23 protein-coding genes are annotated in these 13,877 nt (G+C 62.7%); 12 read left to right on the forward strand and 11 right to left on the reverse strand.

All coding sequences use genetic code 11. The features are described 5' to 3' along the window. Positions 1 to 2 precede the first annotated feature (2 nt). Positions 3 to 242, forward strand: coding sequence for a membrane protein insertion efficiency factor YidD (gene yidD / locus KBZ15_RS02145; RefSeq protein ID WP_396123383.1), 240 nt, complete (start codon positions 3 to 5; stop codon positions 240 to 242). A gap of 64 nt (positions 243 to 306) precedes the next feature. Here the strand turns inward: yidD and KBZ15_RS02150 are convergent, their stop codons facing one another. Beyond that, positions 307 to 1,404 carry a WD40 repeat domain-containing protein gene (locus KBZ15_RS02150; protein ID WP_255012993.1) on the reverse strand — a complete coding sequence of 366 codons (1,098 nt, stop codon included), beginning with the start codon at positions 1,402 to 1,404 and terminating at the stop codon, positions 307 to 309. A 7-nt stretch (positions 1,405 to 1,411) separates the two neighbouring features. Continuing rightward, the gene (locus tag KBZ15_RS02155; RefSeq protein ID WP_255012994.1) at positions 1,412 to 2,395 is read right to left on the reverse strand and encodes a GTP-binding protein; all 984 of its coding nucleotides are present in this window, start codon (positions 2,393 to 2,395) and stop codon (positions 1,412 to 1,414) included. Between the two features lie 73 nt (positions 2,396 to 2,468). On the opposite strand from KBZ15_RS02155, the gene KBZ15_RS02160 reads away from it, so the two are divergent. The 4 genes from KBZ15_RS02160 to KBZ15_RS02175 all read left to right on the forward strand — a co-directional run bounded on the left by KBZ15_RS02160 (position 2,469) and on the right by KBZ15_RS02175 (position 5,766). Beyond that, entirely contained in the window at positions 2,469 to 2,879 is a 411-nt protein-coding gene (locus KBZ15_RS02160; protein ID WP_255012996.1) for a Fur family transcriptional regulator, read from the forward strand. Beyond that, a complete protein-coding gene (locus tag KBZ15_RS02165) occupies positions 2,872 to 4,059 on the forward strand; it encodes an FAD-dependent oxidoreductase (RefSeq protein ID WP_255012998.1) in 1,188 nt (395 codons plus the stop codon). Before KBZ15_RS02160 ends, KBZ15_RS02165 begins: the two co-directional genes overlap by 8 nt. A 477-nt stretch (positions 4,060 to 4,536) precedes the next feature. After that, complete coding sequence (locus tag KBZ15_RS02170) at positions 4,537 to 5,469, forward strand: hypothetical protein (RefSeq protein WP_255012999.1); 933 nt, start codon at positions 4,537 to 4,539, stop codon at positions 5,467 to 5,469. A 21-nt stretch (positions 5,470 to 5,490) separates the two neighbouring features. Continuing rightward, positions 5,491 to 5,766 (forward strand): hypothetical protein, encoded by a 276-nt coding sequence (locus tag KBZ15_RS02175; RefSeq protein ID WP_255013001.1) that lies wholly within the window; start codon positions 5,491 to 5,493, stop codon positions 5,764 to 5,766. Positions 5,767 to 5,807: 41 nt separating this feature from the next. Here the strand turns inward: KBZ15_RS02175 and KBZ15_RS02180 are convergent, their stop codons facing one another. From KBZ15_RS02180 to KBZ15_RS02195, 4 genes are all read right to left on the reverse strand, one after another. Then, positions 5,808 to 6,056, reverse strand: a complete 249-nt coding sequence (locus tag KBZ15_RS02180; RefSeq protein WP_255013003.1) for a hypothetical protein — start codon at positions 6,054 to 6,056, stop codon at positions 5,808 to 5,810. A 283-nt stretch (positions 6,057 to 6,339) separates the two neighbouring features. Beyond that, on the reverse strand, positions 6,340 to 6,699 hold the full coding sequence (locus tag KBZ15_RS02185; RefSeq protein WP_255013004.1) for a hypothetical protein: 360 nt from the start codon (positions 6,697 to 6,699) through the stop codon (positions 6,340 to 6,342). 285 nt (positions 6,700 to 6,984) lie between these two features. Further along, entirely contained in the window at positions 6,985 to 7,386 is a 402-nt protein-coding gene (locus KBZ15_RS02190) for a LexA family transcriptional regulator (protein WP_255013006.1), read from the reverse strand. A gap of 74 nt (positions 7,387 to 7,460) precedes the next feature. Then, on the reverse strand, positions 7,461 to 7,679 hold the full coding sequence (locus KBZ15_RS02195; RefSeq protein ID WP_255013007.1) for a hypothetical protein: 219 nt from the start codon (positions 7,677 to 7,679) through the stop codon (positions 7,461 to 7,463). A 196-nt stretch (positions 7,680 to 7,875) separates the two neighbouring features. On the opposite strand from KBZ15_RS02195, the gene KBZ15_RS02200 reads away from it, so the two are divergent. The 5 genes from KBZ15_RS02200 to KBZ15_RS02220 all read left to right on the forward strand — a co-directional run bounded on the left by KBZ15_RS02200 (position 7,876) and on the right by KBZ15_RS02220 (position 10,373). Next, a complete protein-coding gene (locus KBZ15_RS02200; protein WP_255013009.1) occupies positions 7,876 to 8,088 on the forward strand; it encodes a Nif11-like leader peptide family natural product precursor in 213 nt (70 codons plus the stop codon). A gap of 128 nt (positions 8,089 to 8,216) precedes the next feature. Further along, a complete protein-coding gene (locus tag KBZ15_RS02205; RefSeq protein ID WP_255013011.1) occupies positions 8,217 to 8,477 on the forward strand; it encodes a hypothetical protein in 261 nt (86 codons plus the stop codon). A gap of 308 nt (positions 8,478 to 8,785) precedes the next feature. Continuing rightward, complete coding sequence (locus KBZ15_RS02210; protein WP_094560385.1) at positions 8,786 to 8,929, forward strand: chlorophyll a/b-binding protein; 144 nt, start codon at positions 8,786 to 8,788, stop codon at positions 8,927 to 8,929. Positions 8,930 to 9,179: 250 nt separating this feature from the next. Then, on the forward strand, positions 9,180 to 9,416 hold the full coding sequence (locus KBZ15_RS02215) for a chlorophyll a/b-binding protein (RefSeq protein WP_396123382.1): 237 nt from the start codon (positions 9,180 to 9,182) through the stop codon (positions 9,414 to 9,416). A 546-nt stretch (positions 9,417 to 9,962) separates the two neighbouring features. Beyond that, a complete protein-coding gene (locus KBZ15_RS02220) occupies positions 9,963 to 10,373 on the forward strand; it encodes a hypothetical protein (RefSeq protein WP_255013012.1) in 411 nt (136 codons plus the stop codon). 32 nt (positions 10,374 to 10,405) lie between these two features. On the opposite strand, the gene KBZ15_RS02225 is transcribed toward KBZ15_RS02220, so the two are convergent. Further along, on the reverse strand, positions 10,406 to 10,729 hold the full coding sequence (locus KBZ15_RS02225; protein ID WP_254962242.1) for a hypothetical protein: 324 nt from the start codon (positions 10,727 to 10,729) through the stop codon (positions 10,406 to 10,408). A gap of 239 nt (positions 10,730 to 10,968) precedes the next feature. Here KBZ15_RS02225 and KBZ15_RS02230 point away from each other — a divergent pair, with 239 nt between their 5' ends. Further along, on the forward strand, positions 10,969 to 11,187 hold the full coding sequence (locus tag KBZ15_RS02230) for a hypothetical protein (RefSeq protein WP_255013014.1): 219 nt from the start codon (positions 10,969 to 10,971) through the stop codon (positions 11,185 to 11,187). A gap of 196 nt (positions 11,188 to 11,383) precedes the next feature. On the opposite strand, the gene KBZ15_RS02235 is transcribed toward KBZ15_RS02230, so the two are convergent. Beyond that, entirely contained in the window at positions 11,384 to 11,650 is a 267-nt protein-coding gene (locus KBZ15_RS02235; protein ID WP_255013016.1) for a hypothetical protein, read from the reverse strand. 54 nt (positions 11,651 to 11,704) lie between these two features. After that, on the reverse strand, positions 11,705 to 12,448 hold the full coding sequence (locus tag KBZ15_RS02240; protein WP_255013018.1) for a L,D-transpeptidase: 744 nt from the start codon (positions 12,446 to 12,448) through the stop codon (positions 11,705 to 11,707). Positions 12,449 to 12,624: 176 nt separating this feature from the next. Here KBZ15_RS02240 and KBZ15_RS02245 point away from each other — a divergent pair, with 176 nt between their 5' ends. Beyond that, on the forward strand, positions 12,625 to 13,053 hold the full coding sequence (locus tag KBZ15_RS02245; RefSeq protein ID WP_255013019.1) for an EamA family transporter: 429 nt from the start codon (positions 12,625 to 12,627) through the stop codon (positions 13,051 to 13,053). A 52-nt stretch (positions 13,054 to 13,105) separates the two neighbouring features. Here the strand turns inward: KBZ15_RS02245 and KBZ15_RS02250 are convergent, their stop codons facing one another. Together KBZ15_RS02250 and KBZ15_RS02255 are read right to left on the reverse strand one after the other, a co-directional pair. Next, positions 13,106 to 13,462 carry a DUF5615 family PIN-like protein gene (locus KBZ15_RS02250; RefSeq protein WP_255013020.1) on the reverse strand — a complete coding sequence of 119 codons (357 nt, stop codon included), beginning with the start codon at positions 13,460 to 13,462 and terminating at the stop codon, positions 13,106 to 13,108. After that, positions 13,459 to 13,677, reverse strand: a complete 219-nt coding sequence (locus KBZ15_RS02255) for a DUF433 domain-containing protein (RefSeq protein WP_037979383.1) — start codon at positions 13,675 to 13,677, stop codon at positions 13,459 to 13,461. Before KBZ15_RS02255 ends, KBZ15_RS02250 begins: the two co-directional genes overlap by 4 nt. Positions 13,678 to 13,877 lie beyond the last annotated feature (200 nt).

Genomic DNA, 13,877 nt, shown 5'->3' on the forward strand with positions numbered 1-13,877 from the left:
TCGTGAAGCGTCTCCTGCTGCTGCTGATCCGCGGCTACCAGATCCTGATCAGCCCACTGCTGGGGCCCAACTGTCGCTTCACTCCCAGCTGCTCCCAGTACGCCATCGAAGCGATCCAGATCCACGGGATAATCGGCGGCAGCTGGCTGTCGCTCTGCCGGCTGGGTCGCTGTCATCCACTTCACCCGGGTGGCTACGACCCCGTTCCACCCCCTATGCAGAAAGAGACAAGCCAGCCATGACCGCCTCTGATCCGCAACGGCGCTTGGAGCAGTTCAAGGCGTTCATGGGCGTTGGAGCCGCTGTTCAACCAAACCCGGCCCCACCGGAACGCCGCTGACGTTCCCTGCTTGGCACTTCCACCGGCCACAGCCACCAGCGGCCTTGATCGCCACCGGCCGCCAGATGACGGCCATCAGGCCGCCAGGCCAGCGCCTGGAAACCTTGCCCCTCCCCTTCCAGCGGCTGCCGCATCCGGCCGCGTCCATCCCAGAGGGCCACGGTGCCGTCGGCGGAGGCACTGGCCAGCAGGCTGCTATCAGGCGCAAAGGCAAGAGCATGAACGCGGTGCTGATGCCAAAGAAGGGGCTCGGGCTTCCAGCCCTGCTGGCTCTGATTGCGCTGTTGCCACAGCACCACGGTGTCGCCTGAGGCCACCGCCAAGGCGGGTGCCAGTCGACCAGGCTGATCGCTCCAGGCCAGGGCCCGCACCTTCGCGGGGAACCCACTGAACTGCCAGGGTCGGCCATAGCCCTCCTCGGGCCAGAGCAGCAGCGAGCGATCCATCTGGCCACAGGCCAGAAGCCCACCGATGGGCGAAAAGGCCAGGGCCAGGCCAGCCGAGCCCGTGGGGGCCCGCAGGGGGGCCGTGCCCGCAGGGTCCAAGGGGCACCACAGCACCACTTCACCGTGGCAACTGGCCGCTAGCTGTACCCCATCGGCGCTCCAGGCCAGGGTCTGGATCGTGCCGGGCAACGACAACGGTGGCTCACGCCATTGGCGCTTGGCTCCATCCCAGAGCCGCACCTGGCGGCCAGCTGCCACCGCTAGCAGCAAGCCCCGGGGCTGCCAGGCCGCCGCATCGATCCAGCCGCTGCCCAGGGGGATGGGATCCATGGCCAGCGGCCGCACCCCGGTGCCACCCAGCTCCCAGAGCAGCAGCTCGCCGGCCTGGCCAGCGGCCATCAGGAACTGGCCATCGCCGCTGAAACCGACCACGTCAAGGCTGCTGTCATGGTCGCCCCGCAGCAGCTCCTCACAGCCGGCGCGGAAATCGAGCAGCAGCAATTCACCACCGGTGCTGGTGATGGCTAGAAACTCACCATCAACCGACCAGGCCATCGCCGAGATTGGCTGCTGCAGATCACCGCAGAGCCTTTCGCTCACCAGAGTTGTCTGAGCCATCGCCTGCTCAGGCCACACACGCCAGGAAGCTGGCTCGCAGGGCCTCAGCATCGAGATTGCGGCCGATGATCACAAATTCGCTGCGGCGTCGCTCACCGGCTTTCCAGGGGCGATCGAAATCGCCATCAACCAGCATGTGCACCGACTGGAGCACATAGCGCTCATCCTTGCCAGCCAGCTGGATGATGCCCTTCATGCGGAACAGATCCGGACCGCGGCTGCTCACCAGCTCCGAGATCCAGCTGCCCAACTTCTCCATGTCCATGGGCCGCTCCTCCACCAGGGCCACAGAACCCACAGCATCGTCATGCTCATGGGCGTGCTCGTCCACCAAAAAGCCTGGATCGAGGCTCAGGGCACGCTCCAGCTCGAAGGCCTGAACGCCCAACAGCTCCTGCATCGGCACATCGGCGTTGTGGCTGGTGAGCAGGCGAGCCACGGGGTTGATGGCGCGCACCCGCCGCTCGATCGCGGCGCGCTCGCTGTCGCTCACCAGATCGGCCTTGTTGAGCACCAGCACATCGGCGAAGGCCAGCTGCTCCTGCACCTCCTCCGTATCCCAATGCAGCTCAACGTGCTTGAGATCCACCAGGGTGACCACCGCATCAAGTCGCAGCTCATCGCGCAGGTCTTCATCGACAAAGAACGTTTGAATCACCGGGGCTGGATCCGCCAGGCCGGTGGTTTCGATCACCAGGTGATCGAAGCGATCACGCCGCTTCATCAGGTTGCCGATGATCCGAATCAGATCGCCGCGCACGGTGCAGCAGATGCAGCCGTTGTTCATCTCGAAAATCTCCTCATCGGTATCAACCACCAGCTGGTTGTCGATGCCCACTTCGCCAAACTCATTGACGATCACGGCCACCTTCAAGCCGTGCTCATGGGTGAGGATCCTGTTGAGCAGGGTCGTCTTGCCTGCACCGAGGTAACCGGTGAGCACGGTCACTGGCAGGCGCTCGGCGGCGGGAACGGGGCTAGAGAAGGCCATGGCCAGGCTGGGTCGGGCCCAAGAGTGAGAATGGTTGTCGTTCTAGCAAAGGCAGCCGCCCGGATCGACCCCAATGGCTTCCGCGACTTCTTTCCCCAGGCAGCAGCCCCTGCTCCAGCTGCTCCAGCAGACGGACGGCGAGCTCAGCGCTCAGGAACTGCACCAGCGCTTGAGAGCAACGCGTCACAGCACCGGCCTAGCAACTGTTTACAGGGTTCTCAAACAACTGCAGCAAGCCGGATTAGTGCGCTGCCGCAAGCTCCCCAGCGGCGAGGCCGTCTATGCGCCGGTGGATCGAGATGAACACCATCTCACCTGTGTGCAGTGCGGTCATATCCAAGCGCTCCCGATTTGCCCGATCAGCAGTGGCAGCCTGGGGCTGGGTGCGGTTTTGCTGCAGGGTTTCAGGCCGCTGTTCCACACCTTTGAAATCCACGGACTCTGCAGCCGCTGCCAGCAAGTCGAGGCTGGGCTGGATGGTTGACCTAGTGATTGCCGGCGCCGGTCCCCAGGCCCTCACCCTCTGTTGTCTGTTGCTGCAGAAGCGCCCCAGATGGCGGCGCCGGCTGCGAATTCTTGATCCCAGCGGCTCCTGGCTGAGCCGCTGGCAACGGCAGATGGAGTGCTACGAGATCCCCTGGCTGCGCTCACCCTCGCCCCATCACCCCCATCCGAACCCCCATGCCCTGAGGAACTTTGCGCAATCGCAGCAGCGCAACCGCCAGCTGGAGGGTCCCTATGGCCTCCCCCACACCGATCTCTTTGGGGACTTCTGCCGACATGTCATCAGCGAGTACCAGCTGAATGAGGGTGTACAGGCCACGAGCGTGGAGCACATCCGACTTCCCCAAGTAGGAAGCGGCCCGATGCAGCTGGCACTCAGCGATGGCACAACCGTGGCCGCCGGCAGGTTGGTGATCGCCACAGGTAGCGGAACGCCTCAGTTGCCCTCCTGGGCCGGGGCCATTTCTGGCAACTATCCGCCAGAAGCCCTGCAGCACAGCGACAGGATCCATCTCCCTTCGCTGCACCAACTGCAGGGCAAACGAATCCTCATTGTGGGAGGTGGGCTCACCAGCGCCCACCTGGCCCTGGGAGCGCTTCGGCGGGGTGCGCTGGTGCATCTGCTGTGTCGCAGGACCCTGAAGCACAAGCCCTTCGATGCCGATCCGGGGTGGCTCGGGCCCAAATATCTCAAGGACTTTCATGCTGAACCCTGCATGCAGCGTCGTCATCGCCAGGTGCTGGAGGCTCGCGACGGTGGTTCCATCACGCCGGAGACAGCCGCCCAGCTCAGGCAGGCCCAACGAGGGGGAGCGCTGCGGATGAACGAACACTGCGAGGTGAGTTCAGCGCAATGGTGCTCCGATCAATGGACTCTTCCTTGCATGAATGGCCATGAGCTTGAGGCCGATCGGATCTGGCTCGCCACGGGCCATCGCCAGGGCGTCAGCCAGCACCCACTGGTGCGGCAGCTCCAACAGCAGCGTTCGATTGAACTGGTCAACGATTGGCCAGTGCTGGCCTCCGACCTGAGCTGGCCAGGCACCGCTGTGCATGTGACGGGTGGACTCAGCGCCCTGCAGATCGGCCCAGCAGCCAGGAATTTGTTCGGCGGGCGAGAGGCGGCCCAGCGCATCTGCCGGGCTGTGATCAAACATTGATCAGCACCACCAGATCGCTGCACCATCGGGGCTGTGCTGTTCCAGCTGTCACAAGATTCGGCCCTGAAATCACGACAATGGTGCAGAGCAGGTTGGCTTACAGCTTGCATGCCGGCTTCTTGGCCAGTTCGGCCTGAATGAATGAAGCGGGACTTCTTGATGGCCGGCCTCTGGGGCTATGGAAGACCGGGAGGCACTTGGCATCCAGCATCTTGCTTCCATCTAGATCCGCAAAACCACCAACTGGCGCAGGCGTGCGTCGCGGTCAGTCGGCTGGGGCTTTGAACCTAGCCATGTCTGTGTTCTTGCTCGAGCGACACCCTCTCTTGGCAAGTGGTGGCTAAAGGTTCCGGCAGATCGTTGCTGTGTCAGCCGGGTCCCTTCCTTATTGCTGCCGTGCATCGCAGCTGCCCTGGCAACAGGTAGAGCGAGCGAAGCCCGGACGGGGCGCCCGCAACACCACAGCCGTGATGGGTGATGTCCTCCTCCTTCTTTTCGACCCCTGCTTCCCAGTCCCCTGCTCCTGCCGTGCCTTGGCAGACCTACCGCCAGCAGCAGCAGCAACCCAACCAGGGCCCTGCTGGCTCCCTAGCTCCACTAGCTGCTGAACTCGATCCCCTCGATGAGGGCGATGACGAGGCCGGTGGCCACGACGGTGGCACCGGCGACGACAGCTTTGACTCTGCCCCTCCCCAGGACTCGAGCAGCGGCAGCAACGACAACGACGCCCCCCCTGCTGCCACCACCAGCAGTGCTGAGCCGCTGCGCGCCGAACGCCGCCGCAGCAACCAGCTCGAGAAAGAGCTGCGCAAGGCCCGCGCCCAGTTGTCGCGCTTCTCGGAAATCAACCCCGACGAGTACGCCCGCCTGCAGGACGCCGAGCGCAAGCGAGAAGAGTTTGAGCGCCAGGTAGGTGACCGTGAACGCCAGCTCAATGAGGCCAACATCCGACGAGTGCGCAGCGTTGAAAAGGAAAGGGATGAGGCCCGCTCCCAGGTGCAGAACCTGCGCAAGGAGCGGTTGCTGGAGCGCCTCTTCTCAGAAGCGGAAGGCCGGGTTGGCGGCGATGAACGGGGGACGTTCTTTGACACCTTCGTGACGCTGTGCGGTGGTCACTTCCAACTGGGGGATGTGGACGGCCGTGAGCGGCTGCTGCCGGTGGATGGCAAGGGCCAACCCCTCACCGCCGATGGCGTAGCGCTGTGCGATGGCGACTACATGGAAGAGCTGCGCCGCCACCCGGTATTCAGCTTCCTGTTCCAGCAGCGCAGTGGCCTGTATGCAGGCACGGTTGCTGAGGCGGGCCATGACCACAGCGCTGCCCCAAACCTGCAGACGCTGAGCACCGCTGAGCTCTACCTGGAGGCCGTCAAAGCGACCACGCCCAGGGCGGCTGCGCCGCGGCGCTGATCACCCAGCAGGGAGGGAGCAATGGCCTGGTATCTGGTGTTCTGGCGTAACCGCTCCACATCCACCGTGGTTCCGGCCGCCAGCGCCAGCCAGGCCCGCTCCCGTGCCCGCGCCAAACAAAAGCGGGGCTATGGGGCGATCGTTGCTGCACGCCGCGCCAACGCCCAAGACGCTGGCTTGATCAGCAAAGGAACCTGGGTGCGCCGTCGCCGTGATGGCAGCAGCCCCCAGTTCGGTAGTGCTCGCTCTAAAGCCAGGGCCCGGCGGCAGCGGAGTGCTTACCGCCATTGGCTGTAAGGCCCGGCCACCAACCGGCAGCCGGGCCTGAGCCCGAGAGCTCAGCAGACCGAGACGGTGCAGCCGGGGGTGCCCTGCAGCTTGCGGGCAAAGGCGAACGCTTTCTCGGCAGGGATCAGCCGCATCTTTTTGACGGGCTTACCGCGGCGGCCAAAGAACTCGACCTCACAGGGAATGGAGCCGAGCTTCTGAACGCCGGGCTGATAGCGGTGAACCACAAGCAGGCGGACTTCACAGACGGGGCCTTGGGGAGTGGCCATGGCTGAGGTGGTGCGGAGAACACCGACCAAGCGCCCCAAAGGTGAGCACTAGCCAGGGGCGAGAGCAGCGAGCCTTGCGTCAGCCCTTGCTAGTGCGAGCTGTAGGGGCATGCTGCGGAGGGGTTTCTCAACGCCCGGCCAGCCAGTCCCCGGTGGCCCTGCTGAAAGACCCGTGCTGCCTCCTCACCGCGTCCGTGAACAGACCTGCTCGCGTCCCTAGCGATCGAGGCTGTGAACCTCTGGTTCTGGCTGCGGAAGTTGCTCGTCTTGAGTGCTGATCAATGGCTGCTGCTAATGAGGCAATTGTGATCAGTCAACGGATTGGCACCTGTGGCGCTCGACGGATCGGGCCGTCGCGGTCCGAGCGGTACGTCACCTGCGACCTGGGCATGCGGCCTGTGATCCAGGCCAGCAGCTTCTCCAATAGCTCTTGGGTACGGGGGGCGCCGGCGCCCATGCCCTCTCGGCTGGTGACCAACAAGAGCAGGTCATCGCCGCGGCGCAGCTCCAAGAGAAACTTGAGCTGTAAGCCAGCTGAGACAAGGTCTAACGAGGCATTGCGGCGATCCAGCCAGGTCAGGCTCCCGCCCCACTGCTGGGCGATCTGATCGAGTGTCTCGCGCAGATCGTTGCCATCGATAACCGGCGTGATCAGCGCCTCAAAACGAGCCATGCCTCAGTTTGGCTGATCCGAAGCGGAGGCATGACGCAGGAATGCCTCAGACTGAGGAAGCCCGGAGCAAGTCACTGGTGGGCAACCCAAGAGTTTTGGACCTGGGCCTGATTGGGCTGCAGCGGAATCCTGAGCAGGCGCGAGTGGGTGGAGCAAGGCCGGATGTGCGGCCTGTTCAGCGCAAAGCTGGAATCCCAGAGCGGGAGCGAGCGGGTGGAAGCTCGGAGCGATCAAACACCCGAATTTCGCTTGTTTGAGTCTGCTTGCTTCCCTGACTACCCCAGCTCAGATCTTCCGCAAATGCGGCTTGTTGAGGTGATGCACCGCATGCACCACCACACCAAATAGCCCTGAGCGATCAAAGACCTCCAGGTCCAAAGGAATTGCTGACTCTCCTGGCCGCACCGGTTCAAGCAACCACTGCTCCCCCTGGCGCAAAAGCGGCCGCATTAGAAAGCTGCCCTGGTGGGCAACGACGACGACATGGCCGGAGCAGGGTTCAACGCTGCGGTCGATCACCATCAGGTCGCCATCATTTATGCCGTGCTGGCGCATGCCATTGCCGCTGGCCCGCATGTAGAAGGTGCAGACCGGGTTGGGAATCAGGGCGGCATGGAGATCCAATCCATCACCCAATGAACCCAAGCAGAAGGGCACAGGCTCGCCAATAGGCAGGTCGGCCAACATCAAACCAGTGGAAGCAGCAGTACAGCTGTTCTACTCCTGGTGAGATGGGTTGGGCTGGGATGGGCTGGGCCGGCTCAGCTGCCGGCTTCTGGCCAGGGAACCAGCTTCATGTCTCCCACCTTGTTCCAGGTTTTGCATCTGGGATCAGCCAGCCGGTAGAGGGCGTTGCCACCTGGTCCGCTCTTGGTGACGACCAGGACCGGTGCACCAGGCCAGCCAATCCGCCAAAGCTGCTCACCACCTGCCAACACAATCAAATCGCCGGTGGCTGGGTGCTTGAGGTCTGGGGCCATCGCTGCACCGTAGAAAGCCACTGGCGATTGGCTGCCAAGCCGCAGCGCAATTGGCAGCGGGGTCGCTCCTCTGGGGTGCTCTCAGGAGATCAGTCCTGCGATCGCAACGCTGCATCAATGCGCTGCAATGTGCCTCAGGGAACCTGGCAGCAGGCACCAGTTCACGCGAGCTTGATTCCATCGCTGCTTTGAGTAGATGAGCTGGTCTGATCTGGAGCGGTTGGTGGCCGATGCAGAAAACAGCCCGGCGCTACAGCAGGTCCTGCGCCAGTGCCATAGCCGCCAAGAGCTCCTACGCACCGCCCGCCAGCTGGGCTACCGGCTCACCAGAGCTGACCTGCAAAACGCCTGGCTGGAGCATCACAACGCAGGGGAAGTTCAAGGAGCGGATAAAGCCTCCAATTACTGAGCCCCAACGCTTCTGCAAGGACTGGCGTGCTCTAGCCAGCCCACTGCCCCAGCCAGTCCCCGAGCTCGCGGGAGCCACGCAGCGAGGCTGGGCGCGACAGCATGTAACGAAGTCGTTACATGGCTCTCATGACAGTCGGGGAAGTCTTTCTGGAGTCGATCTCTAGCGGTGTGATCACGGAGCATGAGATCTCCTGGGTTGCCTCCCACCAAGGCGCCTTTGCCCGCCACGAGGAAGCCCTGGCGATTCGGTTGGGGCGCTTGGTAGATGAGGGGCAGATCAACCTCGGGTGCCGCCTGCCCAGTCGTCTTGTCCAGCACAAGCTTGTGCTGAACGAATGGATCGAACCGCTCGGCCGGCGCCGCGGCACAGCAGCTGTTTGCGCCTGACACCGCAGCAGCTCCCATGACTCAAGCCAAAACATTGCAGTACTGGCAGAACATGCGGATCGCCATGGAGGCGGCAGGGGCAACTTCAAGTGCCATCTACAAACGAGCACTGGCGATTACCCAGGGGCTTCCAGATCCCCTTGCCCCTCAGGATTCAGCTCGGTCGTAACGGCTAGCCCCCTTTCAGAGGCGGGGGACGCAGCTCCGGCGGCAGCACTCCCCGTCAGCCAGGGCAGATGCACGTACTTCTCCCCCTTGCTACGACCATTCACATCCTGTTACATTGGCCGTAACACTTCGTCACAATCATGACTGAGTCCGCTTCTCGCTTTGGTTTCGTTGCTTTCGCTGAGACCTGGAACGGCCGTCTGGCCATGCTCGGCTTTGTGATCGGTCTTGGCACTGAGCTGCTCACTGGTCAAGGCATCCTTTCCCAAATTGGTCTGGGTTGAGCGTCATGCAAACCGATTACACCGCTGCAATCTCGGTCGTAGCCCTGATCACCGCCGTGCTCTCGGCAATGACGATCTACGTGCTGAGCCGGCCTACGGACCTGGCTAAGAGGGTTTGATGATTTCTGCAATCACCATCGTTCTTATCGGTGCCTGGATTGTTGGTGCTCTCAATCAGCCGGATCTTGCCGATTGAGCTTCTAGCTCTTGCTTTTTCTGCTTCCCAGCAACTATTCCGCCACCAAAAGCCATGGCCAACACTCCTTCTAACGACCCAGCTCTTGATAACAGCGCGGAACAGCTGACCCTCATGGAGCAGCTCAAGCAAGTTGAACTGTTTAACGGCCGCGCTGCCATGGTTGGCATCGTCACCGGCATCGTGGTGGAAGGCCTCACCGGCTTTGGCATCGCCCATCAAATTGGCCTCGGCGCCCTGGTGGATGGCTATGCCGCCTGCCGTACCCAGTTCCTGCCCTTCTGTTTCTGAGCTTCTGCAGGCCTTTTATTTTCTGACCCCTAGGTATTGCCTGGGGGTTTTTTGTTGGATGCCAATGGATTAACCGGCGGCCACCTAGACCGCCGGCTGGCCGGCTAGACGGACCAGCGCAGAGGAGGCTCCAGCTCTTGGGGCTCTTCTTCCAGCTGGATTAGCCACCAGGCTGCTGGATAGGCGGGCTCGGGCTGTGGCTCCTGCCATTGACCGGAAGACTGAGCTTCTTCCCAAGCATCAATGAGGGACTGAATGGTGGTGGAGAGCGGGAACATCGCTGTGATGCAAAGAACGCGCACCTGTCACCCCGAGAAGCGGGGAAAACTGGAGAGCGGTTTTGCAAAGCCGATGGGCCCCTACATCCAGCTGAGGTGCTGAATTGGTTTGAGATGGCTGATATAGGCAGACCTTCTGACATACGACTAGGCGTGATGCTTTCATCCACCTAGATCGCTGTTGTCGCGTCCTTAAGTGCACCCTGCAGGCCGGCACTGAGAAGTGCGCTCCAAAACATGGCAAGAGCGTTGGGGGCGAGAAGCACCAATGGCGCAGAACGTGTACAGCAGGCCAGCCTTGCGTGATCGCCTCAAGCGTCAGGTGTTGCGCTGCAGCAAAGGCGGACGGGCTGGGCAATGGTCAGCGCGAAAGGCTCAGCTTTTGGCCGCTGCTTATAAACGCGCTGGCGGTGGCTATATGCAGGCAAGGACTGCAACGCAACGCAGCCTGGCCAAATGGAGCGCCGAAAAGTGGCGCACCTCCTCAGACAAGAAAGGACAGAGCGCTAAGGCGATTCGCGGCGCTAAGACCACTCGTTACCTGCCAGATGCTGCCTGGCGCCGGCTAACTGCCGCCCAAAGAGCAGCAACCAACAGAAAGAAGCTTGCGGGCAAGGGCCAATTTGTTAAAAACACCAAGGCAGCAGCGCGGGCCGGCAGACAAGCTCGCAGGAGATAAAGCAGGCCGCCTGTAAGGCGGCCTGCAGGAGCTCAGATAAGCGCCACCTCCCCAGGGAGCAGAACCCGGCGCTTCTGAGCAGCTGCCAATACCTCTTGGCGATAGAGCTCTTCTCCAGCGGCACTAAGGGCTGAATCGATGGCATCGATTCGTGCAAGGCACTGAGCAATGGCAGGCAGCACCTCCTCTTCTAGGAGGGTGATTTCCTCTTCTCCATAGGGCTGCTCGCTCCAGGTGCGGCGCAGCGGCAGATCACGGCGCAGCAGCTGCTCGATGGAGCGCGAGGCGCGATCAAGCAGCAGGAAGGGATCTTCTTCTGGCCGGCAGAACTTGGACTGGGCAGCTAGTGATGCCATGGGATTCGGCGCCAGGAGTGGCGCAGCGATGGGACCGATCCCAGAGGAGGTCCGACGTCAGGAGGGCCTCAAACTGGAGAGGACCCGGAGTAAGCCACAGGCTTCAAGTCCCCAGCGCAATCGGATTAGGGCGCTGCTCCTGCATGGCAGCAGCTGCGTGTTAAACGGAAAACATCAACTCGCCGTATCCGAGGTGGTGCCCCAGTCAGAGTGGGTTTGAACAAGATCCGCCACGAGCCATGCAGCGCATCATCCGGTTCATCGCTGCTGCCAGCCTGATATCGCTCCTATCCGCCTGCGGCGGTGAGGGACCAAAAGATAGGGAGGAAGACCAGGGAGATCGAGAGAGGCCCTCCCTTGGCGCATCCAAGGAGGGTGACGAGGGTGATGACAAGAAGGAGGACAAAAAGGAGGAAAAGGAATCCCGCGAGGATGAAGATCGCGAAGACAGTGATTAGCCACCTGCTCGATCACTGCGTACCTGGGAGGTGTCCAATCCCATCAGAGCTTTGATTTGTTCCTAGCCGCTGAACCTGGTGGCACTCTTCAAGTTCTTTCAGGCGGTGAGGTCCGACTTGGATTAAATCCCCTGTTGGTCTTCCACGGCAGCTTGCTGAATGCGGTAGGTCCAACGAACAGTTCTTCACGGCTCCTTCACCGGTCCATCCGCGTCAACGCTGCACCGCCCAGCAGCGCCAGCAGCAGCTTGAGGGTGGAATCAAAGCCGCCCTGAAGCTGCTCCAGCGTGCCGGGGCAGATCTGACCGACAGGCCGGCCCTGGAGCGCCCTTTGGCCGCAAACCCCAGCAGCCAGCGAATAGATCAGCAGCTGGGTGCTGATCACCACCGCCAGCATCTTGAACACAAACCGCTCCCGATCGAACGGCGGCTTGGGCGGTCGGGCCAGTGGGCTTGAGTCCATCGCTGCTCTTCCTTCTCGATCAGGCCCCAGCCGGCGGCAGCACCGGCATCGCCGTCACTTTTTTTCCTGGAACACCCCCACATAGACCGTGCCCTGGCGGTAAAGGGGCAGCACCTTGTCGCGTAGATCGACGTTGTGAATACGGATGCAACCCAAGGTGGGATGCAGGGGCTGCTGCGCTGCCCAGGCACCAGGCCAGCCGCAGGCGGATCCACCGCCGTGGAGCATGATCCCGGCCCGGCCGGCCTTGATCTCCTGGCCTTCCAGCTCCTCCAGGTCAAAGGAGTACCAGCCGTAGGCCATGGCGGTATCGGAGCAGGGTGGATTGGGGTTCTGCTCGTAGTCCGCATAGAGCTGGCCCAGCTTGTAGAGACCTGGCGGGGTGTCGGTGTTGGTGTGGCTCCAGTCGGTATCCGCGCCCTGCCCTCTCGCCAGACAGGGGAGCTTCCACAGGAACTTGCCGCTGTGGTCATAGGCCTCTAGGTCCTCATCCCGGTCATTCACAAGCAGGTAGGAATCACCGGGTTTGACCGGTGCTGCCTTCTGCGGCCCGGCCATGCCGGCTTCCTCTGAACCGCGGGGATCGAGACCATTGGCCGGAGCCTGCGGCTGTGCTGGGACTGGCGGCTGCTCGCTGTAGGTGAGTGCCCAGGCCGCCTGCTCGCAGAGGATCTCTTCGCCTCGCTCAGTGCTGCTGATTGCCTCAAACAGCTGCAGAACGCCGCGTTGCTGCTGCGGCTGGTCGCGGTAGAAGCGGAAGCGGTCACTGAACCGCTCGGCGCTCATCGGGGTGGTCATGGGGAGTGGTGCTGACCACTGCCTTTGCCAGCCGGGAGCTGCTAGTCGAACGCTGCCGCCGGCGCCCCGCCAACGCAAGGCGCCCCTAGCCCCCAACACTTTTCAGTGGGCTTGTGAGCAGAAGGCTTGCCAGCGCGAATAGCCTCCGCTCACAGCTTTCCAATGCAAGACGCCCCGTGCAGAACTGGCAGCTGTGGGCCGTAGCGGCGGCGCTCTCTGCAGCCATAACCGCTCTATTGGTCAAGGTGGGCGTGCAGGGGGTGGATGCGGGAATGGCCACCCTGTTCCGCACCCTGGCCGTGGCGATTGTGCTGGCTCTTGTGCTGCTGGTAACCGGCCGGCTCGATTGGCAGGAGCTGCGCCAGCTGCCCGCTCTGAGCCTGGGTGCTCTCGCCCTCTCCGCTCTGGCAACAGGGGTGTCGTGGTTCTGCTACAGCCGCGCCCTGCAGCTGGGGCCCGTCGCTGGGGTGGCGGCGCTCGACAAGCTCAGTGTTGTGCTGATTGCCCTGATGGCGGTACTGCTGCTAGGTGAGCAGCTCGACCTCAAGGCCTGGCTCGGAGTGGTGCTGATGGCTATCGGCGCTGCTTTGGTGGCCTGGGTGTAGCCATCAGGGCCTGCCACCCCTGCATGGATGGGCCATGCCTGAGGGAGAGGAATCAGCTGCCGGAGTTGGCCTGCGGCCGGATCTCCACCCAGGGTTCACCGCTGCGCAATAGCTCCAGAGCCTGCGGAAGGGTGGTTGTGAGCACTTGCTGCAGCGCCGCATTACTGCTGTTCCCCAGCCGCAGCCAGATCACCTGGGGAGGGGGGCCTTGCTCATCCAGCAGGCGGATGAAGTCCCGGTCTTTGGTCATCACCACCGCATTCGCGGCACGTGCCCGGCGGAAGATCTCTGGATCGCTGGCATCCCTCAGCCCGATCTCCCGCACAGCCACAGCGACCACACCCCATGCCTGCTCACCGATCCAGCGGGCCAAGGCAGGCGGCAGCTGGGCATCCAGCCACAGCGTCATCCCACCAACACCGGATGGTCGATCTCCCGAGCTGCGTAATCCAGTGCTGCGCTGAGGTCCTCCGGCTCCAAATCCGGATAGTCGGCAAGGATCTGCTCGCTGCTCAAACCCGCGGCATAGAGCTCGAGGACATCCCGCACGCGAATGCGCATACCGCGGATGCAGGGCTTACCGCCGCACTGCTCAGGGTTGTGGGTGATGCGGGATGGCGCCATGGGATCAGGCTAAGCGGCTTCTTTGGCCGCTGATCACTCCACCATCCAACGGTCCAGCGGCGACCTGGCAACAGCTGGTGTTGTCACTGGGGCAAGGCCCCGGGAGAGTGCCCTTGGGCCTGACCTTGATTGAGGCGCAGAAATATGCCCGCCGCGCTGAACAGCTGGCGGTGCTCAAGACCTTTGCTGAGGGGGAGCTG

The sequence above is a fragment of the Cyanobium sp. BA20m-p-22 genome (assembly GCF_024346275.1).
In the GTDB taxonomy this organism is placed as follows: domain Bacteria; phylum Cyanobacteriota; class Cyanobacteriia; order PCC-6307; family Cyanobiaceae; genus Cyanobium_A.